Raw genomic sequence first — 26473 nt, 5'->3', positions numbered from 1 at the left:
CCGTACGCACGGCGGCTGCTTCCCAGGGCTCCGCCGGATTCTTCCATGCACCACCGGAGAATCCGATGCAAGACACCCGATCGACGCCGTCGCGGCTGTTCACCGCCGTCCTGTTCGTCACCGCCAGCCTGACCGCTCCGGGGGCAGTCGCCCAAACCCTGACGCTTGGACAAGCCGTCGCCGCCGCCTGGGAGCGCCATCCAGCGGCTCGCACCGCCGCTGCCCGCCACGACGAATTCACGGCCCGCCGCGATGCCGCCGACAGCGTCCTTTCCGGCGCGCCGACGGCGGCGCTGTCCAACCGCAACGACCGCCTGCAACGCGATACCGGCCAGAGCGAATGGGAGGCAGGGATCGCGCTGCCGCTCTGGCTGCCCGGCCATCAGGAACGAACCCTCGCGCTGATCGAGCGCGAGCAGTCGGCCTACGCGGCGCTGGTCGAGCAGGCGCGCTGGCGGCTCGCCGGCGAGGTGCGTGAGAGCTGGTGGCAGGCCATGCTTGCCGGCAACGAACGCGCCGTCGCCGAAGCGCGCGGCGATGCCGCCCGGCATCTGGCGAACGACGTCGAGCGGCGCGTGCGGGCGGGCGAGTTGCCGCGCATGGATGCCCACCAGGCGCGCGCCGCCGAAGCGGCTGCGGCGGCGGCGATCGCCGAGGCGGACGGGCGCGCCCACCGCGCCGAGCGCAACTTCCTCGCGCTCACCGGCCTGCCACTGCTGCCCGCTGCGGACGGGATGAACGAGCAGCGCCGGCAGGTCCCGACGACCCCCCACCCGCAGTTGGCCGCACTCGAAACGGCCATCGCCACCGCCCGCGCGCGGCTCGACGTGGCAGCCCGCAACTCCCGTGACCTGCCGGAGATCATGCTTGGCATGCGTCGCGAGCGGCCTGTTGCCGAGGCCGACTGGCAGAGTTCGACCATTGTCGGCGTCCGCATTCCGCTCGCCACCGACGCGCGCAATCGTCCGCGGGTTGCCGCAGCAAACGCCGAACTTGTCGAGGCCGAGGCGCTGCTGTCCTACGAGCGGCAGCGCGTCGACGCGGAACGTGATGCCGCCGGGCGCGAACTGCAGCGGGCCGACGAAGCACTCGCGCTCGCCGAAACCAGGCGTGCGCTCGCCATCGAAATGCGCCGCGAGTACGCCCGCGCCTTCACGCTCGGCAACATCGACCTGCCGCAGCGCCTGCGCGTCGATGCAGACGCCTTCGCTGCCGAACTCGCCGCCGTGCGCGCCCGCCTCGAAGCCGCGCGTGCCGTCTCGCGCTACAACCAGGCCATCGGAGTCCTGCCATGAATCCGCTGCGACACGCCATCGTCGCCTTCGTCTGCGCGACCGTACTGCTCCTCCCAGCCCCGCCGGCATCAGCCGCCGAGGCGGCCCGCCCCTCCTTCGAGGCACACAGCGAGCTGTTCGAACTCGTCGGCCGCATCAGGGACGGTCGCCTGACCCTGACGCTCGACGACTGGGCGAGCAACGAGCCGATCAGCGGCGCGCGGATCGAGATCGACTTCGCCGGCCACAGCCACATTGCCGAGGCCCGGGCCGACGGAACGTACACGCTCGACGCCACCCCTTTCGCGGCGCCGGCCACCTACCCACTGATCATCACCATCACCGCTGGCGAGCAGAGCGACCTGCTCGCGGCCGACCTTGTCGTCGGCGATTCCGCCGCCGGCGCCACTGCGGCCGGAATCGGCGGCAAGGAAATCGGCATCGCCGCGACACTGACGCTGCTTGCCGCCGTCGTCGCGGTCCGGCTGCGCCGGCGCAAGGGAGAGACCGCATGAACGCCCCGACGCTTCTGCAACGCATGCTGCAGCCACTGCTGATCGCCGCCAGCCTCGCCGCCAGCCTGGTCGCCAGCGCCGGTCTGGCGCACGAGGGCCACGATCACGGCGACGAGCCGGCGCCCGCGCTGACCCGCGGCGACGGCCCGCAGCGGCTGGCCGACGGCAGCGTCTTCCTGCCCAAGACGACCCAGCGCCAGCTCGCACTGCGCACGCAGCTCAGCGCGAGCGGCGCGCATCCCGTCACCGTCGAACTCGCCGGCAAGGTGGTCCTCGATCCGGCCAGCGGCGGCCGTGTGCAGGCGATGAATACCGGCCGCGTCGAAGCGCCGGCCGGCGGCATCCCGGCGCTCGGCAAGGCAGTGAAGAAAGGAGAACTGCTCGCCCGCGTCCATCCGGCCGTCTCGCCGCTCGAACTGGGTGGGCGACGGGCGCAGGCCGCCGAACTGCGCGCCGCGCTCGGCGTCGCCGAGAAGCGCCTGGCGCGACTGCGCGAGCTGGAAGCAACCGTCGCGCGCAAGGACGTCGACGCCGCCGAGGCCGACGTGCGGAGCCTGCGCGAGCGCCTCGCCGCGATCGCCGGGAGCCTCGCGCAGCCCGAGGATCTGCGCGCACCCGTCGCTGGCATCGTCGCCTCGGCCAGCGTCGTTGCCGGCCAGGTGGTCGAGGCGCGCGAACTGCTGTTCGAGATCATCGATCCGGCCAACCTGCGCGTCGAGGCACTCGCCTACGACCCGCGGCTGGCCGCCGAGATTGCCGGCGCCTACGGCAGTGCCGGACCGGGTCAGGAGGTGCTGCTCAGCTTCGTCGGCGCCGGCCGTTCGCTGCGCGAGCAGGCGATCCCGCTGCTCTTCCGGGTCGACGGCGGCACGGCGACGCTGGCGCTGAACCAGCCACTGCGGGTGATCGCGCAGACGCGCTCGCCGCTGCAGGGCATGCCACTGCCGGCTGCGGCGGTCGTGAAGAACGCGGCGAACCAGGAAATCGTCTGGGTGAAGACGAGCGCCGAACGCTTCGCACCACGCCCGGTGCGCACGCAGCCGCTCGACGGCGCACGCGTCGCCGTCGTCGACGGGCTGGAGGCCGGCGTGCGCGTCGTCGTCCAGGGCGCGGCACTGCTCAACCAGGTACGCTGAGAATGAAGCGGCCCGCACGTTCCCGACCTTCGCTGCCCGCCGCGGCGGACCGCCAGGATGCCTGCAATGTTTAGGACCATCGTCGAGAAAAGCCTGTCGCAACGCCTGCTGGTACTGGCGGCGGCAATCGTCCTCATCCTCTACGGCGCGCTGGTCGTGCAGAAGACGCCGGTCGATGTCTTCCCCGACCTGAACAAGCCAACCGTCACGCTGATGACCGAAGCGGGCGGCATGGCGCCCGAGGAAGTCGAGGCGCTGATCGGCTTCCCGATCGAGACGGCGATGAACGGCATGGCCGGCGTCGCCGCGGTGCGCTCGGTGTCGTCGGCCGGGTTGTCGATCGTCTACGTGCAGTTCGACTGGGGGGTCGAGATCTACCGCGCGCGACAGATGATCGCCGAACGCCTGTCGCTGATCCAGTCGCAGCTGCCGCCAGGCGTGGTGCCGCACATGGGACCGGTGGCGTCGATCATGGGCGAGATCCTGCTCATCGGAATCCCGATCACTGCGCCCGCTGCGGCGCCGACCCAGAGCGCGCCGGAAGCCGCCCAGCGGCCGGCGATGGCGGCTCGCGAGTACGCCGACTGGGTGCTGCGTCCACGCCTCCTGACGATCCCCGGCGTCGCCCAGGTCATCCCGATCGGCGGCGAGGTGCGGCAATTCCAGGTGCAGCCGGACACCGTGCGCATGGCCGCGCTCGGCATCACGCTCGGCCAGGTCGAGGACGCGCTGCGCGGCTTCGCGGCCAACACCAGCGGCGGTTTCCTCGAACTCAACTCGCGCGAATACCTGATCCGCAACCTCGGCCGCACCAGCCGGCTGGAAGACCTGCAGCGCCTGCCGCTGACGGCGCGCAACGGCCAGCCGATCCTGCTCGCGCAGGTGGCGTCGGTCGGCTTCGCGCCGGCAATCAGGCGCGGCGACGCGGGCCTCAACGGCCAGCCGGCGGTGATCCTGTCGGTGCAGAAGCAGCCGGCCGCCGACACGGTCGCGCTGACGCGGCAGGTTGAAGCGGCGCTCGCCGAGCTGAAGGGCGGCTTGCCGGTGGGCATGGCGGCGCCGCGCGTGACCTTCCGCCAGGCCGACTTCATCGAGGCCAGCATCCGCAACCTCGAATTGAAACTGGCCGCCGCCGCCGTCTTCGTCGCCGCAGTGCTCCATCTCTTCCTCGGCAGCCTGCGCGCGACGCTGATCTCGCTGACCGCGATCCCGGTCTCGATCCTCACCGCGGCGCTGGTCTTCCGCTACTTCGGGCTGTCGATCAATACGATGACGCTCGGCGGGCTGGCCATCGCCATCGGTGAACTGGTCGACGACGCGGTGGTCGACCTCGAGAACATCATCCGCCGCTTGCGCGAGAACCGCCAGAAGCCGACACCGGAATCGCCGCTGCGGGTGATCGTCAACGCCTCGAACGAGGTGCGCTCGGGGATCGTCGTGTCGACGCTGATCATCGCGCTCGTCTTCGTGCCGCTCTTCGCCCTGCCCGGACTCGAGGGCCGCTTCTTCATCCCGCTCGGCGTCGCCTACCTGACGGCGATCCTCGCCAGCCTCGTCGTCTCGATCACGCTGACGCCGGTGATGGCCTGGTACCTGCTGCGCCATGGCGCGGCGTCGAGGCATGGCGATACGCGCTTCGTCGCCTGGCTGAAGTCGCACTACCGGCGCTGGCTGGAAACGGCGCTGGCCCGGCGCAGGCGGGTCATCGCTGCCGCGGCCGTCGCCGCCCTGCTGGCGGCGGCGAGCGTCCCCTTCTTCGCCACCACCTTCCTGCCCCCCTTCAACGAGGGGGCCGCCTTCGTCGGCCTGCGCCTCAACCCCGGCATCACGCTCGCCGAATCGGTGAAGATCGGCACGCTCGCCGAGCAGCTCGTGCGCGAGGTGCCGGAAGTGAGCTACGTCGGACGCCGCTCGGGCCGCGCCGAACTCGACGAGCACGCCGAGGGCGTACACGTCTCCGAGCTCGACATGCGCCTCAAGCCTGGCCGTCCGCCGTCGGCAATCCACGCCGACCTGCGCGCGCGGCTCGCTTCGTTGCCGGCTACGGTCAGCATCGGCCAGCCGATCTCGCACCGCATCGACCACATGCTCTCCGGCGTGCGCGCGCAGGTCGCCATCCGCATCGTCGGCGACGACCTCGACGTGCTGCGCGGCGAAGGTGCAGCGCTGCGCGACCGGCTGGCGACGATCTCGGGGCTCACCGACCTCGAGCTGGAAAAACAGGTCCTGGCGCCGCAGATCAAGGTGCGCATCGACTACGCGCGCGCCGAACAGCTCGGCGTCTCGCCAGCGATGCTGCTGCGCCAGCTGCAGACGCTCATCGACGGCGAGCAGCTCGGCCAGGTGATCGAGGGTTCGCGGCGCTTCGCGCTGGTGCTGCGCGTGCCGGAAGAGGCGCGCGGGCTGTCGGGCCTCGCCAGCCTGATGATCGAGACGCCGAACGGCCGCGTGCCGCTCGCGCGCGTGGCGGACATCGAGGATGGCGACGGGCCGAACCAGATCAGCCGCGACAACGGCCGGCGGCGCATCGTCGTCTCGGCCAACGCGCAGGGCCGCCCGCTCTCCGACGTGGTCGACGACGTGCGCCGCGTCATCGCCGAGACGAAGCTGCCGTCGGGTTACTTCATCACCATCGACGGCCAGTTCCGCGCGCAGGAGGAAGCCGCCCGCATCATCGCCGTGCTGGCGCTGATCTCGCTCGGCCTGATCTTCATCGTCCTCTACAGCCGCTATCGCTCGGCCATCCTCGCCGCACTGGTGATCGCCAACGTGCCGCTGGCACTGATCGGCAGCGTCATCGGCCTGTGGCTCGCGGGCCAGACACTGTCCATCGCGACGCTGATCGGCTTCATCACGCTCGCCGGCATCGCCACCCGCAACGGCATCCTCAAGCTCTCGCACTACGCCAACCTGGTGCGCTTCGAGGGCGAGACCTTCGGCCGCGAGCTGGTCATCCGCGGATCGCTGGAGCGCCTGACGCCGGTGCTGATGACGGCGCTGGTCGCCGCCTTCGCGCTGGCGCCGCTGCTCGTCGAGGCCGAGGCGCCGGGCACCGAGATCCTGCACCCGGTGGCGGTCGTCATCTTCTCCGGCCTGATCTCCTCCACCCTGCTCGACGCCTTCGTGACGCCGGCGCTGTTCCTCGCCTGCGGCGAGAAGCCGCTCGCCCGGCTGCTCGAATCGCATCAGGGCGAAACATTCTGAACGCTTGCGACCTTCCCGACGAAAGGAGCCTCACCATGAAGATCCTGCTTCCCATCGCCGTCGCCGCGCTTGTCGCGGCCACCGCGCTTGTCGCGGCCACCGCCGCAGTCGCCCACGAGGACCACGGCAAGCCACGCTTCGGCGGCGTCGTCGCCGAAGCCGGCCACTACCAGGCAGAACTGGTCGCCGGCAGCGACACTCTGACCATCCATGTCAGCGAGCACGGCACCCCGCTGCCGACCGCGGGTGGCTCGGCCAGGCTGACGCTGCTCGCCGGCGGCACGAAGACCGAGGTCACGCTGGTGCCGGCCGGCAACAACCGTTTCGAGGCGAAGGGCAGCTTCGACATCAAGGGCGCCAAGGTGGTCGCCGCGCTCAATGTGCCGGGAAAGCCGCCGAAGACGCTGCGCTTCACACTCGACGACACCCCCGCAAGACACTGAGGAGTCCACGATGAAAGCATTGCTTGCCACCCTGCTCGCCACCGCCACGCTCGCAAGCACGCCACTCGGCGCCGCCGACCTGCCCGAGGTCGAGGTCTACAAGAGCCCGTATTGCAGTTGTTGCGCGGAATGGGAAAAGCACATGCGCGACAACGGCTTCCGGGTGAAGTCGGTCAACATCGACGATGTACCCGCCAGCCGCGCCAGGCTCGGCATGCCCGAGCGCTACGGCTCATGCCACACGGCGAAGGTTGGCAGCTACCTGATCGAGGGCCATGTGCCCGCCATCGACGTGAAACGCCTGCTGCGGGAAAGCCCGAAGGCCGTCGGCCTTGCTGCGCCCGGCATGCCCGGTGGCTCACCCGGCATGGAGAGTGCGCGCAAGGAACCCTACGATGTGCTGCTGATCGGCAGCGACGGCACGGCGAAGGTGTTTGCCCGTCACTGAGCCGGGGACGGTCGTTGAGGCGGCGGCCGGGAACCCGATCGTCGACAGCGCGGTGGCAGTCATTGGTCGTACCTTCGGCGGAATCCCGGCGCTGTTCGTGCCGATCCTGCCCACTACTCTGGCAAGTGGACGCCATCACCGGCGGACAACTTGCGCAATGGCTTGCTGGGTGAAGCGGTCCAACACCGTCGGTGCAGTTCGACGCATCGCAGGTGCGCCAAGACCGGGCCATGGGACTTCCACCTGTGAAGCAACGCACTATGCCCGGCGCACACGTTCAAGGTCAGGAGCGTTGCGCGGCTTTATCGCGTAGCGTCTCCTGCCCCGCAGGGTTGGCCGCACTTGGCTGTTCAACAGGTTGACGAGGGCGTTAGGCCTCGCTTCGGGCTGATGCACAAGCCGTGGGATGGTGCGCTTGATGCCCGGCTGACTGCCGCCCCGGTTACGTGAGCATTCAGATTCTCAGCTCGGAGGCTTCGAGGGCGCCGCTTCAAAGAAGCGAACCTCACGTTTCGCTGCCTTACCCAGAAGGGCAAGCGCTGCCTGGTACTCGACGCTGTTGTAAGCCGCAAGTGCCTGGCGAAGGCTCTCAAACTCGACAACGACGGCTCTCTCGTTGGCGATGCCTTCTGGCGCCGCCGCGGACATGCCGCGGACGAGGAAAGTTCCGCCGCAACCTTCGATTGCGGGACCAGCCAAGGCTGCATAGCGGGCATGAGCCGAAAGGTCACCTATCCCACTGTACCAGGTGACCCAGTACGCCTTTGCCATGAACGTCTCCGGTGATGGCTTACGCCGCCTGCCGTAGCCCGTCGGATCGAGCGAGGGATCAGCGAAGTAATCGGGCCGCGGCCGCAAATCGTCCCGAAGAAACACGAGGCGGGCGGTGTGTGGCAAGGTGGAATGCGGCGCTACGAAAGACCGATGTAGCAATGGTGTGGATTGCCCGCGGGTTGGCGTGGTCCTGGGTGACGTCATCGACATTGGTGAATGGACCCGGCGGTTCGCAGCCACCGGATCGATATCCCGTTTGAAAGAGTGAGCAAGACGACGTACCCGAAGTAGTGCCACATTCCGCAACGAATGATGGAGCAAGCCATGGCGCAACGCAATCGCAGTATGAGTGCCAAGCTCGGTAAAGGCTGCTCCGCACTGACCCTCAGCCAGCCCAATGCGGCCGGTATCCGGCGCAACGCCCCAATGAGGCCGCCGTCGTCGCGGGTAGCCCGTTTGCGCTGCAGGGTTCACCGGAGCGTGCTCGGGCACGAAGGCGAGATTACTATACTGTCACCGTTTTGGCTGGTTCGTGCGAGGGGCAACCGGGCCGCGCGGCGCCCTCACGGCGACGACTGCAGCCTTGCCGCGCTGCGTCAGATGCGGCACCGCCATCCTTCAATCTTCCCGCTGCACCGTGGCGTCGTGGCGAAACGGCAGATGGTCGGCCGCGGCATCGCGGTACTCGACCACCGCTTCCTCCTGCAACGCCAGATGGCGGGCCAGTAGCCGGCGCATCCCGGGATCGGCAATCCAGTGCGCCGAGCGGACGACGGTCGGCTGAAAGCCGCGCGCGAGCTTGTGCTCGCCTCCGGCGCCCGGCTCGAAGCGCCGCAACCCGTGGCGCAGGCAATATTCGATTCCCTGGTGGAAGCAGAGCTCGAAGTGCAGTCCGGGATAGTTGCCGCTGCACCCCCAATAGCGACCGAACAGGGCCTCATCGCTGCGGAAGCAGATCGCCACGGCAACCGGGACGCGCTGCGCGCGGGCAATGAAGACGACCATGCGCTGGCCGAGCGCCAGCGCGAGGTCGGCAAAGCAGTTGGCGGAGAAGGCGGCGTGATTGCTGAAACGCTCGAAGGTGCTGGCATACAGGGCATGCAGCAGCGGCCACTCGGCGGCCTCGACCTGGTCACCGTGGCGCGTCTCGAGCAGCAGTCCGCTCTCTGCCACGCGCCGGCGGTCGGCGCGGACCTTGCGCCGCTTGGCAGCGCTGAAGCTCGCCAGATAGCCGTCGAAGTCGCCCCACCCCGGATCGATCCAGTGGAACTGGACATCGTGGCTGAGCAACAGGCCCTCGCCCTGCAGCCACTCCGCTTCGTCGTCGGTCGGCAGCGCGACGTGCCACGAGGAAGCCCCAAGCCGACCGACCAGTGCCTTCGCACCGGCGACCAGCGCCTGCCGCACAGCGGTCGCCGAGGCGCCGTCGGCGACCAGCAGCCGCGGCCCGCCGACCGGCGTGTGCGGCAGGCAGCTCATCAGCTTCGGGTAGTACGCCCGGCCCATCTGGCGCCAGGCGGCGGGCCACGCCCAGTCGTAGATGAAGTCGCCGTGCGAGTGACGCTTGCCGTACAACGGCAACAGCCCGACGATGCCGCCGCCCGCATCGCTCGCCAGGAGATGGCACGCAGTCCAGCCGGATGCGGCGGCGGCTGCTCCCTGCGTTTCGACGATCATCAGGAAATCAGCGTTGAGGAACGGATCGCCGGCCGGAGCAAGCCGCTCCCAGACCGGACGCGGAATGTCACGGGCCGACGGCACGCTGCTGAGCGAAAGACTGGCGGTCAAGGCGGGCTCCGGAGGGTGGGATGGGAAGTGCCAGCGGGCGGCTGCCGGCTTGGCTCCTGGCAGCGGATGTTGCCACAGAGCTCGGCAGGATGGCGATGCCAAGAAATCAGATGCGGGTGACGGTCTTCAGCGTCGACAAGGGTCGTTGGCGCCCGTGGCGTCAGGTGGTGCCGGCCCACACCAAGGGACTGCTCGGCGCTTCTGCCTCTCCGGAAGCTGCAATGGCAGCAGGAGGTAGACCCGAGGCCACGGCAACACGGATCGAATCAAGCAGTTGCCAAGGTCAAAGGCCTGGTTCCATGGCACAGGAATGCGAGCGCCGGTTCCCGTAGCTTTGCGGGCTGATCGAAAGGGTTGAGCCTGCCGCGCAACCCAGTCGCTGCCGCCCGGTGGCGGTCCGGTTTCTGCCCACGGGCGCAGCAGCCAGGGCAAACGTTGCGCAGGCGGGTCGGCCGACGACCAGGACGACTTTCCAGCCTATAATGCCGAGCTTTTTGCAGGCCCATGCCGATGTGGTTCAAGAACCTTCAACTCTATCGCCTGCCGCCGGGATGGGCGGCCGAAGCCGATAGCTTCGAACAACAGCTGGCGCGACTGCCGCTGCAGGACTGCGGCGCGACCGATCCGCGCAGCCTCGGCTGGGTGGCGCCGCGCGACGGCGGGTCCCTGCTGCATTCCGTCAACCAGCAGTGGCTCATCGCGCTCGGCGTCGAGGACAAGCTGTTGCCGGCTTCGATCGTCAAGCGGCTGGCCAGCGAGCGGGCGCGCGAGATCGAGGAAACCGACGGTCGCCGGATCGGCCGCCGCGAGCTGCGCGAACTGCAGGAACAGATGACCCTCGAACTGCTGCCGCGCGCCTTCATCCGCCGCCGCACGACCTTTGCCTGGATCGATCGCGGCAATGGCTGGCTACTCGTCGACGCCGCGTCGCCTGCCAAGGCCGAAGAAGTCGTCGAGCACCTGCGGCGCTCGCTCGACAGCCTGCCGGCGAAAGTCGTCAAGCCGCTGCAGTCGGCGTCGGCGGCGATGACCGGTTGGGTTGCTGCCGGCGAAGCACCTGCCGGTTTCACCGTCGACCAGGATCTCGAACTGCGCTCGGCGGAGAAGGCCACCGTGCGCTACGCCAACCACCCGCTCGAAGGCGAGGAGATCCGGCAGCACATCGCCGACGGCAAGGTCGTCACCCGCCTGGCGATGACCTGGAACGAGCGCATCTCCTTCGTCCTCAACGACCTGCTGCAGATCAAGCGACTGGCCTTTCTCGACATCCTCAAGGAGCAGTCGGAAAGCCAGGCCGAGGACGCCGACGAGCGCTTCGACATCGACTTCACGCTGATGGCCGGAGAAGTGGCGCAGCTCCTTGCCGACCTCATGGCAGCCCTCGGCGGCGAGGCGCCAGCCGCCTGATTCGCCGCCGATGGCGTCGAGGCCCAGCAGCGGCTTGCGCTGACGATCGCTCGCGCCGGACAGCGCCCCGGCGGCGCGAGCAAAGCGGCGGCTGCGCGGGGACCGGTCGGCATTCGCCGGCTTCTTCGTCGGCCGCCGGCCGTCCGCGTGGTGATCAGCGGCAGACGTGGCCGTGCAGCGACAGACGCTCGATCGCGTACTCCTCACCGAGCTGCTGCCAGACGGTGGAATCGACGCGCGACTGGATTTGTTGCTCGAGCGTGTCAAGCACTTCGCGTGACTTCGCGTCACGGTAGGCACGGACGCGGACCAGATAGTTCCGGCACTGGATGACCGTGACGCTCGGCGACATGAGCGAGACGCTGAGCTGCTTGACCTGGGTTTTCCCGGAGACCTCGACGACGACCGACGAGCGCAGGGGGTCGGCCGGATCGAGCGGGTTTTCGAACTCGGCCTCGATGAGCGCGCCGGCAGGGACGTTCTCATGCAGATTCAGGTTGAGCGTGAACGCGAACTTCAGCAGCGGCGCCTCACGCCAGTCGACCAGACAGCCCGTCCCCCGGGTTGCCATCAACTCCGACGCGGCATTCAGGGGCAGCGGACCGAGGTCTTTTGGCTGATAAGGCCGCTCGCGCGAATCGCGGGACTGCCGGTCACGCTGCAGCCGTTCTGCCTCGCTCCGGCTGCGCTCGCTGCGCTTGCGCGCCTCTTCGACCTCCTGCGCGCTCGGTGGAGGCGGACAGTCGACGACCCCGGCGCGTTCCTGCTCCGGGGAATGCTCCGAGTAATGCGTCCGTCCGTGCTCGTCGACCCAGCGATAGATCGTCTGCGCGGTGGCCAGCACGGGGGGCAGCACGCTGAGCGCGATGATCGAGAGCCACGCCCGTGCCAGGCGGCCAGGCCGCTGCCGCGGGAGGACTCGGCTTGCCGGAGCACACGCCTGTGAAGTCCCAACGCCAGGCGCCAGCCATTCGCCGCTGGCCGCCGGAACGCCCTGTTTTCCTCGATCCATCGCCCGCTCCCCTGATTTGGACGAGGTCATATTCTCCGCCGTCCGTCGCGGCGTGTGACGCCTGCTTTTCGCTCGCGCAGGTGCTTCTCGTCGTCAGGGCCATCGCGGCCAGCGTGTCCGGTCATCGTCCCGCAGTTCCCGGCCGCCGTGATCACCGGGCAGTTGCGGCCCTGAGCGTCGCCCGCCTGCACGCCTCGCGCGTTGACCTGGATCAACGGCGGCCGGCGAGGATCGGTCCAGAGTGCCGAAGCGCGCTGTCCTGACTGTCGGCCGTTGCGGGCAGCGGGTGGGCAACCATCAGGGACACGATCGAGAGAGGTGTGGCATCAGCGGCGAACGGGACGAAGCTGCAATCGGTCGCCTGAGCGCTGCGGCCGACGAACTGCGCGCCGATCTCGCCGCGTTCGACGAGCTTGCCGCGGGGTCAACTCGCGCTGGTCCTTCTGCCGACGCTGCAGTGCAACGCGGCGTGCAGCTACTGTTTCGAGCGCCGGACGCGCGATCGCCTGGGCCTCGCCGGACTCCACCTGCTGGTCGGGCGCGTGCTCGAGTGCATGGCCGGCCGGCGGCTGGCGGTGCTGAACATCTACTGGCAGGGCGGCGAGGCGATGCTGCTGCCGCCGGACTGGTACGACGCGGCGGGTGACTTGGTCGGCGAAGCGGCAGCGGCCCGCGGCATCGAAGTCCGCCACCTCCTGCAGACAAACCTGCTCGCCTACGGGCGCGAATGGAATCCGGTGATCGAACGGATGTTCGGCAACTGCATCGGCAGTTCGCTCGACTACCCGAGTACGACTGCTGGGTGACCAGTCATCCCGACTACCGTTTCGGAAACGTGTTCGCCTCGACGACGCTCGCCGGACTGCTCGCCAGCAGCGAGGCGCGCCGGCAGTTCAGCGAGCGGCCGATCCAGCTCGTCCGGCGCACGTGCATCGAATGCGAATATCTTGCGCTGTGCCACGGTGGCTGCCCGGTTGGCGCCTACGCGGTGCACGGCCGGTTGGCCGAGAGCGATCCGTACTGTGCGTTGTACCAGGCGCTCTTCCGGCAAATTGAGGACGCCGCGATCCGGCTGGCCCGGCAGGCCGTGGCGGGCTACCTCGGCGCTGGGGGCCAGCCGGCCCGGCGCCGCTGATCCTCGCTGGATGCGATCCGCCACGATCGCGGACGGGCTGGCCGACCCGCACCCCCGCGATGCGGGCACCATCGGCCATGCTCGCCGAACGCTCATCACCGGTGGGACATCCGCAGTGATCGAAGTCATGACGGTTGCCGGTCATCCCTGACCCTTCTGCCGCGCAGCGGTGAAGGAAGCGTGCTGAGTCGCGGACGCGATGTTCACCGGGCGATCGTGCGCCACCGCATTCGCGCGGCGAGCGAGTCGTGCCACGCGTGGAAGATTCCGGCGCCGTCGCCGCGGCTGCCCCAAGGTCTCGTTCGATCGGCGCCGGCCCCGCCACGGCGGGCGGAAATGCTGGCACGACTGCGTCGGTCCGGGCCGACCGCACGCAAAGGATCGATTGACAGTCGGCGCAGAACCAACGGGCCACGGGCGGGTCGTCCGCCGACCGCTCCCAGGCGGTCCGTTCCTCGTAACGGACCGACTTGGGCAAGGGCCAGCGCGCGCGCACGGCCGCCTCGTCGGTGCTGACCGCGGCATCGGCACACCCGGCGCGATCCAGCCGCACCCACACGCCTGCCCGGCGCATCGCCCGCTCGAGCGGTGCCAGGTGCTCGCAACAAGTGCTCTTCTCCGGGTCGAGGTCGTACTCGACCCGATCGGGCGTCCAGAAGCTCTCGCCAGCGGCGATCCGCTCGGCGTAGACGCGTCGCCGCGGGTCGGCCGCCATTGCCTCGAGCCAGCGACGTCGCTGCGTCTTCCAGTCTGCATCGTTGCCACGCTCGCTGCCCGGCCGGTGAGGCGTGGCGGCAGGTCGGTCAGCAACCGCCCCCCGGCGAAACCACAGGGTCCGCAACCCCCACACGGAGAGCGCGACCAGCAGCACCCCGGCCGGGACCAGCCCGGTTTCCAGCGGTGCAGGCGCCGCTTGGCCATGCAGACGGAAGCCGAGCGCGATGAGCACCCAGAAGCAACAGCCCACCGCAAGCATGACCAGCAGCAGGGCCCGGCGCGCATCCGGCGGCGTGCGCGCGGCGGGGGCCGCGGGTCGAGCCACGGTCTCTGCGGCCGACGGGCGCGACGCCGGACTCCGCGCGCGGCTGGTCAGCGGCAGTTCCGCGCTGCCTGCCGGGTGGCGGCGTCCAAAACACCAGCCCAAGGTGGCACCGACGAGCAGAGGCAGCGCCAGGGGAATCATGAACATCAGTGACAGACCGCCCAGCCAGCCCAGTGTATCGCTGCCGAGCAGGCCGCCGAGCGGGATCAGGCCGAACGCGGCCAAGGGCAGGCCGCAGAAAACCCAGAGCACACGACGCCGAATCCCGGCAGCCTGCCCGCGCAGCCAGCGCCCGCCGACGAAGCCGCCGATGGCGAGCGCACCGAGCAAGACGAGGAGAGGAAATTCACCTGCCATGGCACCAGTATCGCCACTCGCCCAGGGCATCGTCAACCAATGGCGGCTCGGGAGCGAACGGGCACGCCGTTGCCAACGCTGCTGCCGGCCGCCACGGGCTTTCTGGCCGTCATGTCGAGCGGTTCGGAAGCACGCTGCGCGAGTGACCCCGGGCACCGCAGACCCCGACCCGGCTGCACCTGAGTGTCGGGATTTTTTACATCCGGGGCAGTGCAGTGGCGCTGTCGCCGCCGTGCAGAATTGGCCTCTACATTGAATACATACAGTTATGGAAGCCATTCTCCATCGTGGCATCGATCTTGCTTTATCGATTGCTGAGCGAGTCAATCGGGCACTTGTTCGTGAATCGGAAATCTTTACAGGAGGGTCACATGAGCATCAAATTGCGTTTCTTCGTCGCGCTGGGTGCGGCAGCCGGCTGTGCCATCGCACAGGCCGCACCGATCAATCAAGTCGCATACGCTTCCCTGACCGGGACGCAACTCGTCACCTTTGACGACGTTGCCGGCGGCACGGCACCCGGAACCAATTACAACGGCATCTTCGTTTCGGGCGGTGCAAGCTTTGCCGAGCGGTTTGCCGGACAGACGAACACGCCGTCCGGAGACTTTGATGTTCTCAGCGGAACCCCGACGGCCTCGCTGTCACTCGCTGTCGGCGCGGCGAATCAAAACCTGAACGTCTTCATCAATGGCGCCAGTCAAGTCCTCACCGGACTGGGTCCGTCCGGTTTCCCGAACTTCAACGCGATCGGTGAGGGGTCCTTCGCCGTCCTCTTCTCGACCGATCAATCGGAGTTCGGTTTCCAGCTGGTCGGTGGCAACTCTGGGTCGGCAACCATCGACTTCTTCCGCCGCGACGGATCGCTGATCGACCGCATCGTCGTGAGCGGACTGGCCGACGCGTTTTACGGTTTCAGCCGCGATGGCGGCACGTTCGATATCGCCGGCATTTCGATCTTCAATGACGACGGCGCCGGCATTGGCTTCGACAACCTGAAGCACGACGTGAAATCCGATGGCACCGTCCCCGAGCCGGGCACGGTGCTGCTGGTTGGCGCTGCGCTGGCCTCGCTCGCCGGTCGCCGCCGCTTCTTCCCGAGCTGATCTCTCGCACGCGGTTTGCCGTTCTGGCGACCGCGCGTGACATCGCGACGCCGTCCACGCGTCGCGATTTTTTTTGCCGGTGGTTCACGGTGCAGCACGTCGCTGACTGCTTGGCGAGCGGTCGCAATGGCAATGACCGTCAGCCGAGATCGCAGCCCACAGGCTGCCGTCGCTGGTGACGGTCGGGCCCTCGAAGCAGTCGACCAGCGCAGGGAACTTCTTCTGTTCGTCCGAGAAGCCGGTGGCCGCGCCACTCGCCAGACGACGAAAGTCATTGGTGGCGGTCAACGAATGGGCCTGCGCCGGTCTTCCCAGACGACAAAGCATGACCCGCAGCGAGTGGCCGTCGTGGCTCGCACCAAAAAAAGCCCCGCCGGTGTCCCGACGGGGCGCTGAGCTTGCTGACGCGATGGAATGCTACACCGCCACCGTATCCGCCACCTCGCTGAACTCCCGGATCTGGTCGAAGTTCATGTAGCGATAGACGTCGGCCGCCTTGGCATTGACCGCCTGCACCTGCTCGAGATACTCGGCCGGGGTCGGGATGCGGCCCATCAGCGCGCAGACGGCGGCGAGCTCGGCCGAACCGAGGTAGACGTTGGTGTCGATGCCGAGACGGTTGGGGAAGTTGCGCGTCGAGGTCGACATCGCCGTGCTGCCCTTGCGGATCTGTGCCTGGTTGCCCATGCACAGCGAGCAGCCGGGCATTTCCATGCGCGCGCCGGACTTGCCGAGGATCGCGTAGTAGCCTTCCTCGTTGAGGATCATCGCGTCCATCTTCGTCGGCGGCGCGATCCACAGGCGGGTCGGAATGTCGGTCTTGCCCTCGAGGACCTTGCCGGCGGCGCGGAAGTGGCCGATGTTGGTCATGCACGAGCCGATGAAGACCTCGTCGATCTTCTCGCCGGCGACGGTGGACAGGAGCTTGACGTCGTCCGGATCGTTCGGGCAGGCGACCAGCGGTTCGAGCACGTCGGCGAGGTCGATCTCGATCACCGCCGCGTACTGCGCGTCGGCATCGGCCCGGAGCAGCGCGGGGTTGGCGATCCAGGCTTCCATGGCCTTGATGCGGCGACCGAGCGTACGCGCGTCCTGGTAGCCGTTGGCGATCATCCACTTCATCAGCGTGATGTTCGAGCGCATGTACTCGATGATCGGTTCCTTGTTCAGCGCCACCGCGCAGGCAGCTGCCGAACGTTCGGCAGCCGCGTCGGAAAGCTCGAAGGCCTGCTCGACCTTGAGATCCGGCAGCCCTTCGATTTCGAGGATGCGGCCCGAGAAGATGTTCTTCTTGCCCTTCTTCTCGACGGTCAGCAGACCGGCCTGGATGGCGTAGTAGGGAATCGCATTGACCAGGTCACGCAGGGTGACGCCTCCGCGGGTGGGGATGAACGACGGCAGTTTGCGGTGTATGCGCAAGTCGACCAGCTTGGGATAGGCAGCGGTGTGGCAGAAGACCTGGTCCAGCGAATAGACTTGGTAGGCAGCCGTGTTTCTCCGCCAGATTTCCGCGATTTAGCCCCGCCATCAACACGGCGGCAGCATTACGCCGTGGGATAATCCTTCCGTGTTCATTGCGATTCCCATTCACGGCCGACCAACCTGGCGTGACCCGCCATGGATGACGCTCCTGCTGATCGTGCTCAACTGCCTCATCTATTTTGGCCCCCAGCGATCCGACGAGCAGGCGTGGGAGCAGGCCGTCGCGTACTACCTGCGATCGACGTTGCCAAGGCTCGAGTTGCCGCGCTACATCGAGCATCTTCGCCATGCAGCCAGTCCGGCACGGCGTACTCTCGCCAAGAGGCTGGGCGATCCCCCAAGCGCGTCAGAGGAGGCGTTCCTGCTGCGACTGATGGAACGTGATCGGGATTTTCAGGCAGACCTGCTGGCCGAAAGAGTCATTCGTCCGGATCAGGCCGACTACGTGCGCTGGAAGGAAGATCGCGCCCGTTTTGATGGCCTGAAAGGTACTGGCTTCACCGACCGCTGGGCATCCAACCCCACGGACTGGCGACCGTTGACAGCGGTCACGGCCGTCTTCCTGCACGGTTCGACAGCCCACCTGATCGGCAACATGGTCTTCCTTTTCATATTCGGCTGTGCTGTTGAAGCTGCCTTGGGGCGACTGCGCTACCTCATGTTCTATCTCTTGGCCGGAGTGGGTGGGTACTTGCTCGATCTGGCCAGCCACCGGGATGATCTCGTCACCAGCTTTGGCGCATCGGGTGCCATCGCTGGCCTGATGGCCATGTATGTTGCCTTGTATGGCCGCAGGCGCATCCAGTTCTTCGTCAAGTTCTTCGTGTACTTCGATATCGTACGGACGCCAGCCATCATTTTTCTGCCGATCTGGATTGCGCACGAACTGCTTCAACAACATTTCGCCCAAGGCGCCGGGGTAGCCTACATGGCGCATGCGGGAGGGTTATTGACTGGCGCCATCCTGATCGCCTTGCTGAAGTGGCGATATCCCGAGACTATCCTGAAACTGCCTGATGCCGGAAGCGCTGATGGCTTCGATAGCCAGAGGGCACGCGCAGAAGCGCTCGTGCGCAACATGGAGCTTGATGCCGCCCGCGGGGCGTATCGCCGTCTGGTCACACTCCGTCCAGACGACCGGGAGTCTCTGACCCGCTTCTTCAACTTGGCCAAGCTGGTGCCGGCCGACGAGGACTTCCACCAAGCCGCCAAGTGCCTGCTTTCGCTACGCGACAGTGATCCCGGCACCGACGAGCTGGTACATGATTGCTTCCGGGTCTATTGGAACCGCGCCAAGCCTGGCCCTTGCTTGCCACCCGGCATCGTGGCCAGCCTGGGTCTGCGCTTCGCCAGGGCAGGATGGACTGACGATGCGGCCCGTCTGGCGGGCGTTCTGCAACAGACAGTGCCGACTCACGAAGCGCTGCCGATCTTGCTGCTGACAATGGTGCAAAGTGCGCTGAGGCGCAACGAGCGAGAGCGGGCGAGTGAATACGCGGCAATCCTGAACGATCGCTTTGCCGGGTCGAGTGAAGCGCGTGTTGCTGCCGACCTGCTGCGATGACGGATCGCAAAGGCAATCCACTGCTCGCGCCCCTCCTCAGCGTATTCCTGTCCCCGCTTTCTGCTGGCCGTCATGCTGCCGTTCAAGTATCGTCTGGTATCGTTCCACGGCCGGCGTGAGCGGATGTTCGGGAAACTTCTGCCGCACTGCGCGCAGCACGACCAAGGCCGCGTCGTGGTTCCCAAGACGCTCGTTCATCAGGCGAGCAGAGAGAAAATACACGGCCGGCACGTCTGGATGGTGCGGATGATATCTGTCAAACGAACGCACAAGAGCAACAACAGTGGCGTCTGTGTCTCCGCGCTCGAATGCCGCCGTCGCCAGGGGCAAACGCAACTCAGGCGAGTCCGGCAAGAAGTCGGGGTCGAGTTCGCGCAGGCGCAGCAGCAATTCCAGGGCTTCCCCGTTACGAGCCAAGCGAACCAGGAGGCGAAGATAGCGCTGGCCATGTGCCAAGGCGCGATCCTTCCTGTCGGCAAGGAGCAGCAGCTTGTGGTAGCGATCCTGGATCGCCAGATCATACGGATTGAGCCTCTGTTGCTCGTAGGCCAGCTCGACCGCCCCGTCTTCATCACCCTCCGCCAGCCTGAGCGCGATTCCTTCCGCACTGGTGTCGTTCGCGCCTGTCACCCCTCTGGTCTCCGACCTGCGACCGGATCGCACGACGCCGTATCCGCCGTGCAGCCCAAGAACTTGCTGGAACTGGTACAGCGCATAACCCATCATTGCGAACATGATCTGGCTGACGTAGAGCACGGTGAACAGCGCCGTGGGCAGGGCCATATCCACGCCGACGAGCGGCACCAGCAAATCCAGAGACCTGGGCGTGCCATCCAACAGCAACAGCAGGAATACAACGAGCAGTACATAGGGCTTGCCAACCTGGCGAATCACGAAAAGCCAGTTGGCGGGGTTGAGTGCCTGCGACAGACTGTTGGTGGTGGAAAGGACCATCACACAGGCGGGCAGGCTCACACTCAGCAAGAGCGCGACCACCGAGCCCAGGAAAACACGGTCGGCGCTGACCAAAGAGGTCAGCAGCATCGCCCAGAGCATGAACAGCGCCAGGGCCTTCCAGGGTAGCTTTGCTCCCCCTGGGCCAGGAATGAAAGTCATCCTGTGCTTCGCCGTCAACCTGCCCTGGGAGACGGCTTCCATGGCGTCGAAACCCTGCCTCAGCGCCAACAGACCGATCACACTCAGCACCAGGAACAGATTCCATGCAACAAGATCTGCGAGAAAGCCCAGCAGCGACAGGAGCAGCATCCTGGCCAGCACATCGGCCTGCAGCGGGAAAGCGAAGAACCACGGCAAGCGGCGCCAGAATGGACTGATCGCCTTAGTGTCCTCGGCGATGATGGCTTTCGGATCGGTCACGACAACTCCCCAGCGCAGCTACACAGCTTGTCCACGCACGCCATGCTAGCAAACATCTGTCGTCGACTGTGGTCGACTATGGGCCGCCAGCACCGCCCATCGCCCTTGCCCAAGTGTGCCGGGCGACCGCACGCTCGGCAACTGCTATTGCCGTATCAGACGTCGGGATGCGGGGGAAGGCGACACGATGCCACGTCCGCCCGCTGATTCACCGCGGCCTCGCCGACGACCGGCCGGTCTTGTGGGGGACAAACCGGCATCTGGGAAGGGAGTGCCAAGCGGCATGGATACCGTGGTGCCAGCCGTGCGGGCGCCGATTGCCGCCCTAGTCAGGGAGCGCAATCATGCGATCCGGAATCCGTCGTCGCCACTCCTCGCGGAGCAGTGCCTGCTGCTTGTGCGCTACCTCGAGCCAACGCTCCTTGCCGCCCGCCAGCCTCGTCAGGAGATGTTCTCCGCGGCAGAACTCGGCAAGGGGCGATTGGTAGAAGGATAAGATGCGTTCGGGAGGCTGCGGCGTCTCGTAATGGTATGAGCCAAGCGGGACACCGTTCTTGTCGTGGCGGCGGATGCTGATCAGACGCGTCTCCCCACGCCAACAATCGATGTCCTCGGTCGTGATCTCAGTGGCTGCCAGGTCGTCGGCATCCGGCAGCCGATCGACTCGCAGGTGAATGCGCGGTAGCCCATCGTAGCCACGGCTACCGGTCAGCGCGACGTATACTCGCTTGTCTCTGTGCGCGTCGAGTTGGATCCAACGACCGGTTGCCTGCGCGTCCAGTGTTCGGCTATCAGGAACAGCCATCCGGTCTGCCGCGTCGGTGTGGGCTATCAAAAGCATCCCCGCGAGAAGCCCCGCAACTACCCTGCCTGGCGACGATCTGCCCAGGGCGCGTGGCTGGTGGTCAATATTCATCAGCAATCACTCTCCAATTCCGGAAATTCGGGTTGACGATAGCCACCCGCGCGATGCGGATGGCCTTCGCGACCGCGCCCGGCCCCATCTCCAGCACGCCCAGGGGTCGCCGAGACATGGTCATGGCGGCGACCATCGGTTGTGCCAGGCCGTGACGGAGCGCTCGCAAGTGGTAGACGGCTTGCCTCGACGGATGTCAGGTTCAGGCGTAAAGATGGCCGGGCGCACCACCCTCTCCAAGACGAGAATCCCTGGAGCAGGGAACCCAGGGCATGCGGCCATGATGCGGAAAGGGGTACAATGCCGTTCGGGCCGAGGGTCGCTCGCGCACGCTTCCATAGACACCGACGTCTCTCGCGAAGTTGCCGCCGATCGAGATCATCACCCTGCACCCTGACAAGAACAAGCTGCGCCCGTCCAAGAACTGCGTTGCCGCGAAATCGGTACCTTGGCCGATGACGCAGACCTTATCCCAATTCTTGGCCTGATTAGCAATAATCCTCAGCAATACGTACCCATGAGTTCCCGAGCGCGCTATACTGTACAGACATACAGTTCTAGGCGAAGGGATCCCGTCATGGCAATGAACCGAATTCAGTTTCAACCTGGTCTGTCGATGCCCGACTTTTTCGCACGGTACGGAACGGAAGCCCAATGCGACACGGCGCTTGTGGAGGCGCGCTGGCCGGACGGCTTTCGCTGCCCGTGCTGCGGTGGCTCGGCCCATTGCGTGCTGCGCGCAGGCAGCCGCAAGCTGTTCCAGTGCAACGCCTGCCGACATCAGACCTCGCTGATTGCCGGTACGGTCTTTCAGGGCACGAAGCTCAGCCTGACGATCTGGTTTCTGGCCATCTACCTGATCAGCCAGGCGAAGACTGGGTTGTCCGCGCTCGCCCTCAAGCGGCAGTTGGGCGTCAGTTACCCAACGGCGTGGCTGATTCAGCACAAGTTGATGAACGCCATGGCCAAGCGCGAAGAGCGCTACGTTCTCGAAGGGCAGGTCCAAGTCGATGATGCCTACCTTGGAGGCGAGCGCAGCGGCGGCAAGGCTGGTCGTGGCTCCGAGAACAAGATCCCTTTCGTCGCCGCGCTCTCGCTCACCGACGACGGGCATCCCTTGCGCGTCACGCTCTCGCCGGTGCCCGGCTTCACCCTCAAGGCCATCGCGGCCTGGGCCAAAACGCATCTGGCTCCGGGCAGCACCGTGTCTTCTGATGGTCTGGCCTGCTTCACTGCCGTCACCGAAGCCGGGTGCATCCATCAGCCAACCGTCGTCGCCGGACGAAAGCCGAAAGACTTGACGGAGTTCCAGTGGATCAACACCGTCCTGGGCAATCTCAAGACCAGCCTGACCGGTAGCTATCATGCATTCAACTTCCGGAAGTATTCCGCTCGATACCTCGCGGCATTCACCTACCGCTTCAACCGTCGATTCGACCTCAGCACTTTGCATCAGCGGCTCCTCATCGCCGCTGCTCGCTGTGACGCCCACCCCGAGCACACGATTCGCTTGGCTGAGACTCATTGCTAATCAGGATTCTTGGAGGCAGATGATGACGATGTTGAGCACAGGCATGGAACTGACAGGAACCCTACGCAAGGCGAGCACGGGGGTCGTGCTTTTCGCACTGATCGGCGCTAATTTTTCTGCCCTGGCGGTACCGCAGCACCCATGCCTTCAGGAACAGGTTGTCTGTCGAAGAGCCTGTCTGCAAATGGACTTGCGGCAACGTACCTCCTGTTCGGAAGCATGCGAAACAGCGGCGCACGCCTGTTGGCAGCCCTACCGCGACCAGAGGCTGTCGAACGGAAACACGGGGCAGCGCGTTCCTGGGACGGCCACTCCGGGACATCCGGATACCAACGTTTCCTACTGCACGAAGCGAATGCAGGATGAGCGCTCCGTCGCGAAAGGTGCCGCCAGCGATGGCCCGACCGAGGCAGAGCTTTGTCAGGCGGTGGAAACGGCCGGAAATCGCGCCTATGAGCTTGCCTTCAAGAAACAGGGAGAGGTCTGGCGCACCGTCTTACCTGGCGAGTTGGGGCGAAGTTTGGGTGCCATGGCCGATGGGTCGCGAGCATTGGCCGGCAACACCACCTTCCGTATCTCGTCCTTCAAGAAACGCGCCTGTCAGCCGGCCAAGCCGAAAGGGAGCTTCCATTGCTCGTATGAAATGTCGTTGCTTCACCAATCCCGTGGGGGAGCTCTCGTGCCATCGTTCACGATGCCGATGGCCGGCACGGCGAGTGCACACCTGGTCAGATCGGGGAACACCTGGGAAGCCGAGATCGATCCGCCCCATCGCGGGCAATCGAGCCGGGGTATCAATGAAGAAATGGAACAACGTCTCGCTGATGACTTCAAGCGGCACGAGAACGCGTCGGCCGATCACGCCGAAAGAAGAGCTCGGGAGGAGGAACGTCGAGAAGAAGAGCGTCGGCGGCAGCAGGATGAGCGCGACAGAATTGAGGTGCGGCGTAGTCGTTGTCCTGGCCAAAGCGAGTTTCAATATTGTGACGGCAATTGAGTGGCGGAGAAGCCCTGCCTGGTTGAGAGCTTCGAGCGATTGAGCCTGCAAAGACTTGGTATTGATAATGTACTGAAGAGTGCCGATCCGGCGTTCGGATTACAAGGAGGATGCTTTCTATGAAGTGGAGACAAGCGGGTCTAACTGGAGTGGCTGGGTGTTTGTGGATTATCGTTGGCCTGTATATTTGCGCTGTGGCGCTTCTAGCATATTACGATACGCCTTCATTTCAGCGGATGAGTCCGGGTCAGCAATGGTATGAAATTCTCTTCTACGGGTGTTTACATTTGGGCACGACTGCTATGTTTGTCTGGGTTGGTGGCACCCTTTGCGTGGAGGGTTTCGCTGCCATTCGCCTCAAGCTTGAAGTTTACGTATTTCCTTGTTTGACGGCGGGCATGGTGGGGACTCTTGTAATGCTTGTTGGCGAGGTCGGTCACGACCCAACTCAAATCGCAAAGCACTACTTTTACAAGACCACATTTCTCATATGTCTTGCTTCAATTGTTCTCGCGCTCATTGACCGGGATCGCTACGCTCGTGCCAGGAACGAGTATTTTTCTTCAAAGAAAGCGTGACGTTTCTTGACCAACTCCTGCGCTCATCCAACAGTAAGGACTTCGCCACCCTCAGAGCGTCTCACAGGCTGGCTGCGACAAGGGAGCAAATGGTCGTCGAGCCCAAATTCATCGCCCAAGAGACGGCTCTCTGCTGGGTCATCCCCGCATCAGACGTGAGAAAAAACGCTTAGAAGGAGTAGGAAATGAGTATCGCATGGAAACTCGTTGGTCCATTCAAGAGAGGCGCAGATCCTGCTGGAACAGGCTCGGCCAAGGCTATGAAACCTGCAGCTTCTACAAAACGGTTGGTATTTAGCCAACGACTAACTGGTGAGCGAGCCGACCAGCGGAACATGGGCAATCTACTGATCTGTTAATGCCAGGAAGATTTTACCATACGACGACAATGAAGGATGCCAAAATGCAAGTCTCAAGAATGATGGTTGCGCGAACTCTATCTCAGACCGGAAAACGTATCTTCTGGTTGCTCACGTTTTCTTTGAGCTGCTTTATGGTCTTGACTTTGCCTTTTGGGTGGATTAATGGTCCAACCATCGAACGACCAAGCAACAACCTAATGGAAGCTCTTTTCTGGAACCGGGGTGGTTATTCATCGAATTTTTTAACATACTGGAATGAAGGCCCCTCTTTCTCATCAAAAATCACAGTCGCCGAAGGCGAATTCGAATGTAAACTCGCACATGCTAGGGGCGACACGGGTGATCTGTGGAGCATTGATTACCGCAGACTGAACTTAAGGAAGAAAGACCAACCGGATGAGACCGTTTTTCTTCGGATCTTTAAGCCGGAGCTTGGGCAAGCGGGATTTCTCTTGAGCCGCGATCGCGAGTTCACCGCGAAGTATTTCCCAAATCAGCGCCTGGAGTCAAACTTTGCTGCCGGAAGCCCTGATTTCTACTGCATGCAGACCGTTGCGAAACAAGATGTTTCCGCCAATAGAACCTTCTTCTGGTGTCAAGCCTTCTATACACCTTATAGCAATACGCTGACAATTATGCATCCAATCGAGAAGGAAGATGATAAGTCTCCCGTATTTGATGTTGAGACAGGAGTTTGCAGGAAGCTCTAATCTGCTGGCGGACGGAGATAAAGTGGGATTGCGATCTGCTTCTTGCCGCTTCGAGTATGTCGGGGTTCGTTTGGTGTGGAAACGGTCCATACCTGCCTAGGCCACATGGAATCCGCCTCCGACCTAGAGAAGAGACATCGCCAGCGTTGAGGGCGCTGTCAAGGGCGGGTGAAACCTTAGGAGAGAAAAAATGGCATTGGTCCAAAGATGGGGTAAGGCAGCGATTTTAGTTGCTGGAACACTGGCGTTGGTTGCAAGATGTAGTTCTGTTGTTAATGACCCAACAGGGCATGACAACCCGTTCGATAAAATTTTTATGGCAGGATTTAATGCGGTAGAGTCTGCCCGCAATCCAGGGCTTGTCAATGGTCAGAGTGTAGTGACCAACTCTGTGTTTCAAGCAATGCATGTAAATTCAAAAGGCACGGATTTCGTCGTTTATGCACGAAACCTAGTTGGTAACCAATATAGCCTTCTTGATGGAAATAATAGCAAGCTAGTGCGGGAACAGTACTATGATATCGCAAAGATTCTGAAAGACAATCCTCGAGGGACACGCGCCAATACATACACGGATGACGAGCTCAAGGGGTTTTATTTGTATTTTTTTACGCAAGTATCGCGCGGCCCAAAATATAATGAGATGAGAGTTCCTTCTTTCTACAGTGTTGACCAACTTGCAAGCCTTGTTCATGATGCGGCAAGAGATGATTATATTTTTTGGATGACATGGCTTGGATTAGAGCCATTTCCTGGTTTACTTGAACATGAACGGCCAGCAGACACCAAATTATCGGCTCGCGAAAAGGAAAGCATAGCTAGAAGAGAGCAATTTTACCTTTCCTATCTGGGCAAAAAGGATCCAACATGGCACGAACTTATGTGTGCTTATGTAGCTAAGAATGTTCAAAGCCAGCAAGATCTTGATAACCATGAGATTGTTGGTAGAAAATTATCTGCACGTATATTTTTTGGATATGAGCCTAGGCATTACTATGCAATTGTAGATAAAGGTAGAATAGTAAGATATATGTCAGACGCCGAAGTGGTTTGCCCGCGCCCATACTATTAAACTAATTCTGTGCATTTCTTTTTCGCGCCGATGTGTTTCGTGTATTATGCCGCCATGAACTTTCCTTCACCGCCCCGAAGGCCAATCCTCGCAAGTTTGAGTATAGGAATAATCACTTATGGAGCCACTGATTTAATCGCCGTATCTCCATACGGTATAACCTAGACATCTCAGCTCACTCCGGGTAGCGCGATGAAGCAGGTCAGTTTAATGTGAAAGAAGCCAGTCTCCAAGCGTGCGCAT

General features: G+C 64.3%; 23 protein-coding genes and 1 pseudogene. 16 read left to right on the top strand and 8 right to left on the bottom strand.

Features of this window, described 5'->3' with window-relative positions; genetic code table 11:
- Positions 1 to 65 precede the first annotated feature (65 nt).
- The 6 genes from V5B60_RS09850 (at position 66) to V5B60_RS09825 (ending at position 7020) form a co-directional block, all read left to right on the top strand.
- Positions 66 to 1295: a TolC family protein gene (locus V5B60_RS09850; RefSeq protein WP_332346832.1), complete on the top strand. Its 1230-nt coding sequence runs from the start codon at positions 66 to 68 to the stop codon at positions 1293 to 1295.
- On the top strand, positions 1292 to 1789 hold the full coding sequence (locus V5B60_RS09845; protein WP_332346831.1) for a hypothetical protein: 498 nt from the start codon (positions 1292 to 1294) through the stop codon (positions 1787 to 1789). Before V5B60_RS09850 ends, V5B60_RS09845 begins: the two co-directional genes overlap by 4 nt.
- A complete protein-coding gene (locus V5B60_RS09840; protein WP_332346830.1) occupies positions 1786 to 2925 on the top strand; it encodes an efflux RND transporter periplasmic adaptor subunit in 1140 nt (379 codons plus the stop codon). Before V5B60_RS09845 ends, V5B60_RS09840 begins: the two co-directional genes overlap by 4 nt.
- 66 nt (positions 2926 to 2991) lie before the next feature.
- Positions 2992 to 6129, top strand: a complete 3138-nt coding sequence (locus V5B60_RS09835) for an efflux RND transporter permease subunit (protein ID WP_332346829.1) — start codon at positions 2992 to 2994, stop codon at positions 6127 to 6129.
- Between the two features lie 35 nt (positions 6130 to 6164).
- Positions 6165 to 6572, top strand: a complete 408-nt coding sequence (locus V5B60_RS09830) for a hypothetical protein (protein ID WP_332346828.1) — start codon at positions 6165 to 6167, stop codon at positions 6570 to 6572.
- 10 nt (positions 6573 to 6582) lie between these two features.
- On the top strand, positions 6583 to 7020 hold the full coding sequence (locus tag V5B60_RS09825; protein WP_332346827.1) for a DUF411 domain-containing protein: 438 nt from the start codon (positions 6583 to 6585) through the stop codon (positions 7018 to 7020).
- 462 nt (positions 7021 to 7482) lie between these two features.
- Here the strand turns inward: V5B60_RS09825 and V5B60_RS09820 are convergent, their stop codons facing one another.
- Both V5B60_RS09820 and V5B60_RS09815 read right to left on the bottom strand, forming a co-directional pair.
- Positions 7483 to 7791 carry a DUF1330 domain-containing protein gene (locus V5B60_RS09820; protein ID WP_332346826.1) on the bottom strand — a complete coding sequence of 103 codons (309 nt, stop codon included), beginning with the start codon at positions 7789 to 7791 and terminating at the stop codon, positions 7483 to 7485.
- Between the two features lie 621 nt (positions 7792 to 8412).
- Positions 8413 to 9582 (bottom strand): GNAT family N-acetyltransferase, encoded by a 1170-nt coding sequence (locus V5B60_RS09815; protein ID WP_332346825.1) that lies wholly within the window; start codon positions 9580 to 9582, stop codon positions 8413 to 8415.
- A 510-nt stretch (positions 9583 to 10092) separates the two neighbouring features.
- On the opposite strand from V5B60_RS09815, the gene V5B60_RS09810 reads away from it, so the two are divergent.
- The gene (locus V5B60_RS09810) at positions 10093 to 10989 is read left to right on the top strand and encodes a recombination-associated protein RdgC (protein WP_332346824.1); all 897 of its coding nucleotides are present in this window, start codon (positions 10093 to 10095) and stop codon (positions 10987 to 10989) included.
- 154 nt (positions 10990 to 11143) lie between these two features.
- On the opposite strand, the gene V5B60_RS09805 is transcribed toward V5B60_RS09810, so the two are convergent.
- Positions 11144 to 12001, bottom strand: a complete 858-nt coding sequence (locus V5B60_RS09805) for a DUF4124 domain-containing protein (protein ID WP_332346823.1) — start codon at positions 11999 to 12001, stop codon at positions 11144 to 11146.
- 413 nt (positions 12002 to 12414) lie between these two features.
- Here V5B60_RS09805 and V5B60_RS09800 point away from each other — a divergent pair, with 413 nt between their 5' ends.
- From V5B60_RS09800 to V5B60_RS09790, 3 genes are all read left to right on the top strand, one after another.
- Positions 12415 to 12807: a hypothetical protein gene (locus tag V5B60_RS09800; RefSeq protein ID WP_332346822.1), complete on the top strand. Its 393-nt coding sequence runs from the start codon at positions 12415 to 12417 to the stop codon at positions 12805 to 12807.
- The gene (locus tag V5B60_RS09795; RefSeq protein WP_332346821.1) at positions 12804 to 13136 is read left to right on the top strand and encodes an SPASM domain-containing protein; all 333 of its coding nucleotides are present in this window, start codon (positions 12804 to 12806) and stop codon (positions 13134 to 13136) included. Before V5B60_RS09800 ends, V5B60_RS09795 begins: the two co-directional genes overlap by 4 nt.
- A gap of 1686 nt (positions 13137 to 14822) precedes the next feature.
- Positions 14823 to 15641 (top strand): PEP-CTERM sorting domain-containing protein, encoded by an 819-nt coding sequence (locus V5B60_RS09790; protein ID WP_332346820.1) that lies wholly within the window; start codon positions 14823 to 14825, stop codon positions 15639 to 15641.
- 84 nt (positions 15642 to 15725) lie between these two features.
- Here the strand turns inward: V5B60_RS09790 and V5B60_RS09785 are convergent, their stop codons facing one another.
- Together V5B60_RS09785 and V5B60_RS09780 are read right to left on the bottom strand one after the other, a co-directional pair.
- Positions 15726 to 15929: a hypothetical protein gene (locus V5B60_RS09785; RefSeq protein ID WP_332346819.1), complete on the bottom strand. Its 204-nt coding sequence runs from the start codon at positions 15927 to 15929 to the stop codon at positions 15726 to 15728.
- 129 nt (positions 15930 to 16058) lie between these two features.
- Positions 16059 to 17102: pseudogene (locus V5B60_RS09780) on the bottom strand (aconitase family protein); the annotation flags it as partial.
- Positions 17103 to 17208: 106 nt separating this feature from the next.
- On the opposite strand from V5B60_RS09780, the gene V5B60_RS09775 reads away from it, so the two are divergent.
- Complete coding sequence (locus V5B60_RS09775) at positions 17209 to 18687, top strand: rhomboid family intramembrane serine protease (protein ID WP_332346818.1); 1479 nt, start codon at positions 17209 to 17211, stop codon at positions 18685 to 18687.
- A 36-nt stretch (positions 18688 to 18723) separates the two neighbouring features.
- Here V5B60_RS09775 and V5B60_RS09770 read toward each other — a convergent pair whose 3' ends face one another.
- The 3 genes from V5B60_RS09770 to V5B60_RS09760 form a co-directional block, all read right to left on the bottom strand.
- Positions 18724 to 20064: a hypothetical protein gene (locus V5B60_RS09770; RefSeq protein ID WP_332346817.1), complete on the bottom strand. Its 1341-nt coding sequence runs from the start codon at positions 20062 to 20064 to the stop codon at positions 18724 to 18726.
- Between the two features lie 325 nt (positions 20065 to 20389).
- Positions 20390 to 20986 (bottom strand): hypothetical protein, encoded by a 597-nt coding sequence (locus tag V5B60_RS09765; protein ID WP_332346816.1) that lies wholly within the window; start codon positions 20984 to 20986, stop codon positions 20390 to 20392.
- Positions 20970 to 21116, bottom strand: coding sequence for a hypothetical protein (locus V5B60_RS09760; RefSeq protein WP_332346815.1), 147 nt, complete (start codon positions 21114 to 21116; stop codon positions 20970 to 20972). The genes V5B60_RS09765 and V5B60_RS09760 overlap by 17 nt, the downstream gene beginning before the upstream one ends.
- Before the next feature lie 441 nt (positions 21117 to 21557).
- Here V5B60_RS09760 and V5B60_RS09755 point away from each other — a divergent pair, with 441 nt between their 5' ends.
- The 5 genes from V5B60_RS09755 (at position 21558) to V5B60_RS09735 (ending at position 26230) form a co-directional block, all read left to right on the top strand.
- Positions 21558 to 22511, top strand: coding sequence for an IS1595 family transposase (locus V5B60_RS09755; protein ID WP_332350517.1), 954 nt, complete (start codon positions 21558 to 21560; stop codon positions 22509 to 22511).
- 19 nt (positions 22512 to 22530) lie between these two features.
- The gene (locus V5B60_RS09750) at positions 22531 to 23508 is read left to right on the top strand and encodes a hypothetical protein (protein WP_332346814.1); all 978 of its coding nucleotides are present in this window, start codon (positions 22531 to 22533) and stop codon (positions 23506 to 23508) included.
- Positions 23509 to 23627: 119 nt separating this feature from the next.
- Positions 23628 to 24086, top strand: a complete 459-nt coding sequence (locus V5B60_RS09745; protein WP_332346813.1) for a hypothetical protein — start codon at positions 23628 to 23630, stop codon at positions 24084 to 24086.
- A 388-nt stretch (positions 24087 to 24474) separates the two neighbouring features.
- Positions 24475 to 25158, top strand: coding sequence for a hypothetical protein (locus V5B60_RS09740; RefSeq protein ID WP_332346812.1), 684 nt, complete (start codon positions 24475 to 24477; stop codon positions 25156 to 25158).
- A 190-nt stretch (positions 25159 to 25348) separates the two neighbouring features.
- Positions 25349 to 26230 carry a hypothetical protein gene (locus V5B60_RS09735; protein ID WP_332346811.1) on the top strand — a complete coding sequence of 294 codons (882 nt, stop codon included), beginning with the start codon at positions 25349 to 25351 and terminating at the stop codon, positions 26228 to 26230.
- The last annotated feature ends 243 nt before the right edge of the window (positions 26231 to 26473 follow it).

It is taken from the genome of Accumulibacter sp. (assembly GCF_036625195.1).
In the GTDB taxonomy this organism is placed as follows: Bacteria; Pseudomonadota; Gammaproteobacteria; order Burkholderiales; family Rhodocyclaceae; genus Accumulibacter.
Note: the sequence above shows the minus strand (reverse complement) of the source record. Positions and strands in the feature narration are given on the sequence as shown.

Coding starts and splice junctions, on each gene's coding strand:
- V5B60_RS09850 (WP_332346832.1), top strand. CDS start 66: ATGCAAGACACCCGATCGACGCCGTCGCGGCTGTTCACCGCCGTCCTG.
- V5B60_RS09845 (WP_332346831.1), top strand. CDS start 1,292: ATGAATCCGCTGCGACACGCCATCGTCGCCTTCGTCTGCGCGACCGTA.
- V5B60_RS09840 (WP_332346830.1), top strand. CDS start 1,786: ATGAACGCCCCGACGCTTCTGCAACGCATGCTGCAGCCACTGCTGATC.
- V5B60_RS09835 (WP_332346829.1), top strand. CDS start 2,992: ATGTTTAGGACCATCGTCGAGAAAAGCCTGTCGCAACGCCTGCTGGTA.
- V5B60_RS09830 (WP_332346828.1), top strand. CDS start 6,165: ATGAAGATCCTGCTTCCCATCGCCGTCGCCGCGCTTGTCGCGGCCACC.
- V5B60_RS09825 (WP_332346827.1), top strand. CDS start 6,583: ATGAAAGCATTGCTTGCCACCCTGCTCGCCACCGCCACGCTCGCAAGC.
- V5B60_RS09820 (WP_332346826.1), bottom strand. CDS start 7,791: ATGGCAAAGGCGTACTGGGTCACCTGGTACAGTGGGATAGGTGACCTT.
- V5B60_RS09810 (WP_332346824.1), top strand. CDS start 10,093: ATGTGGTTCAAGAACCTTCAACTCTATCGCCTGCCGCCGGGATGGGCG.
- V5B60_RS09805 (WP_332346823.1), bottom strand. CDS start 12,001: ATGGATCGAGGAAAACAGGGCGTTCCGGCGGCCAGCGGCGAATGGCTG.
- V5B60_RS09760 (WP_332346815.1), bottom strand. CDS start 21,116: ATGGTCGCCGCCATGACCATGTCTCGGCGACCCCTGGGCGTGCTGGAG.
- V5B60_RS09755 (WP_332350517.1), top strand. CDS start 21,558: ATGGCAATGAACCGAATTCAGTTTCAACCTGGTCTGTCGATGCCCGAC.
- V5B60_RS09750 (WP_332346814.1), top strand. CDS start 22,531: ATGATGACGATGTTGAGCACAGGCATGGAACTGACAGGAACCCTACGC.
- V5B60_RS09745 (WP_332346813.1), top strand. CDS start 23,628: ATGAAGTGGAGACAAGCGGGTCTAACTGGAGTGGCTGGGTGTTTGTGG.
- V5B60_RS09740 (WP_332346812.1), top strand. CDS start 24,475: ATGAAGGATGCCAAAATGCAAGTCTCAAGAATGATGGTTGCGCGAACT.
- V5B60_RS09735 (WP_332346811.1), top strand. CDS start 25,349: ATGGCATTGGTCCAAAGATGGGGTAAGGCAGCGATTTTAGTTGCTGGA.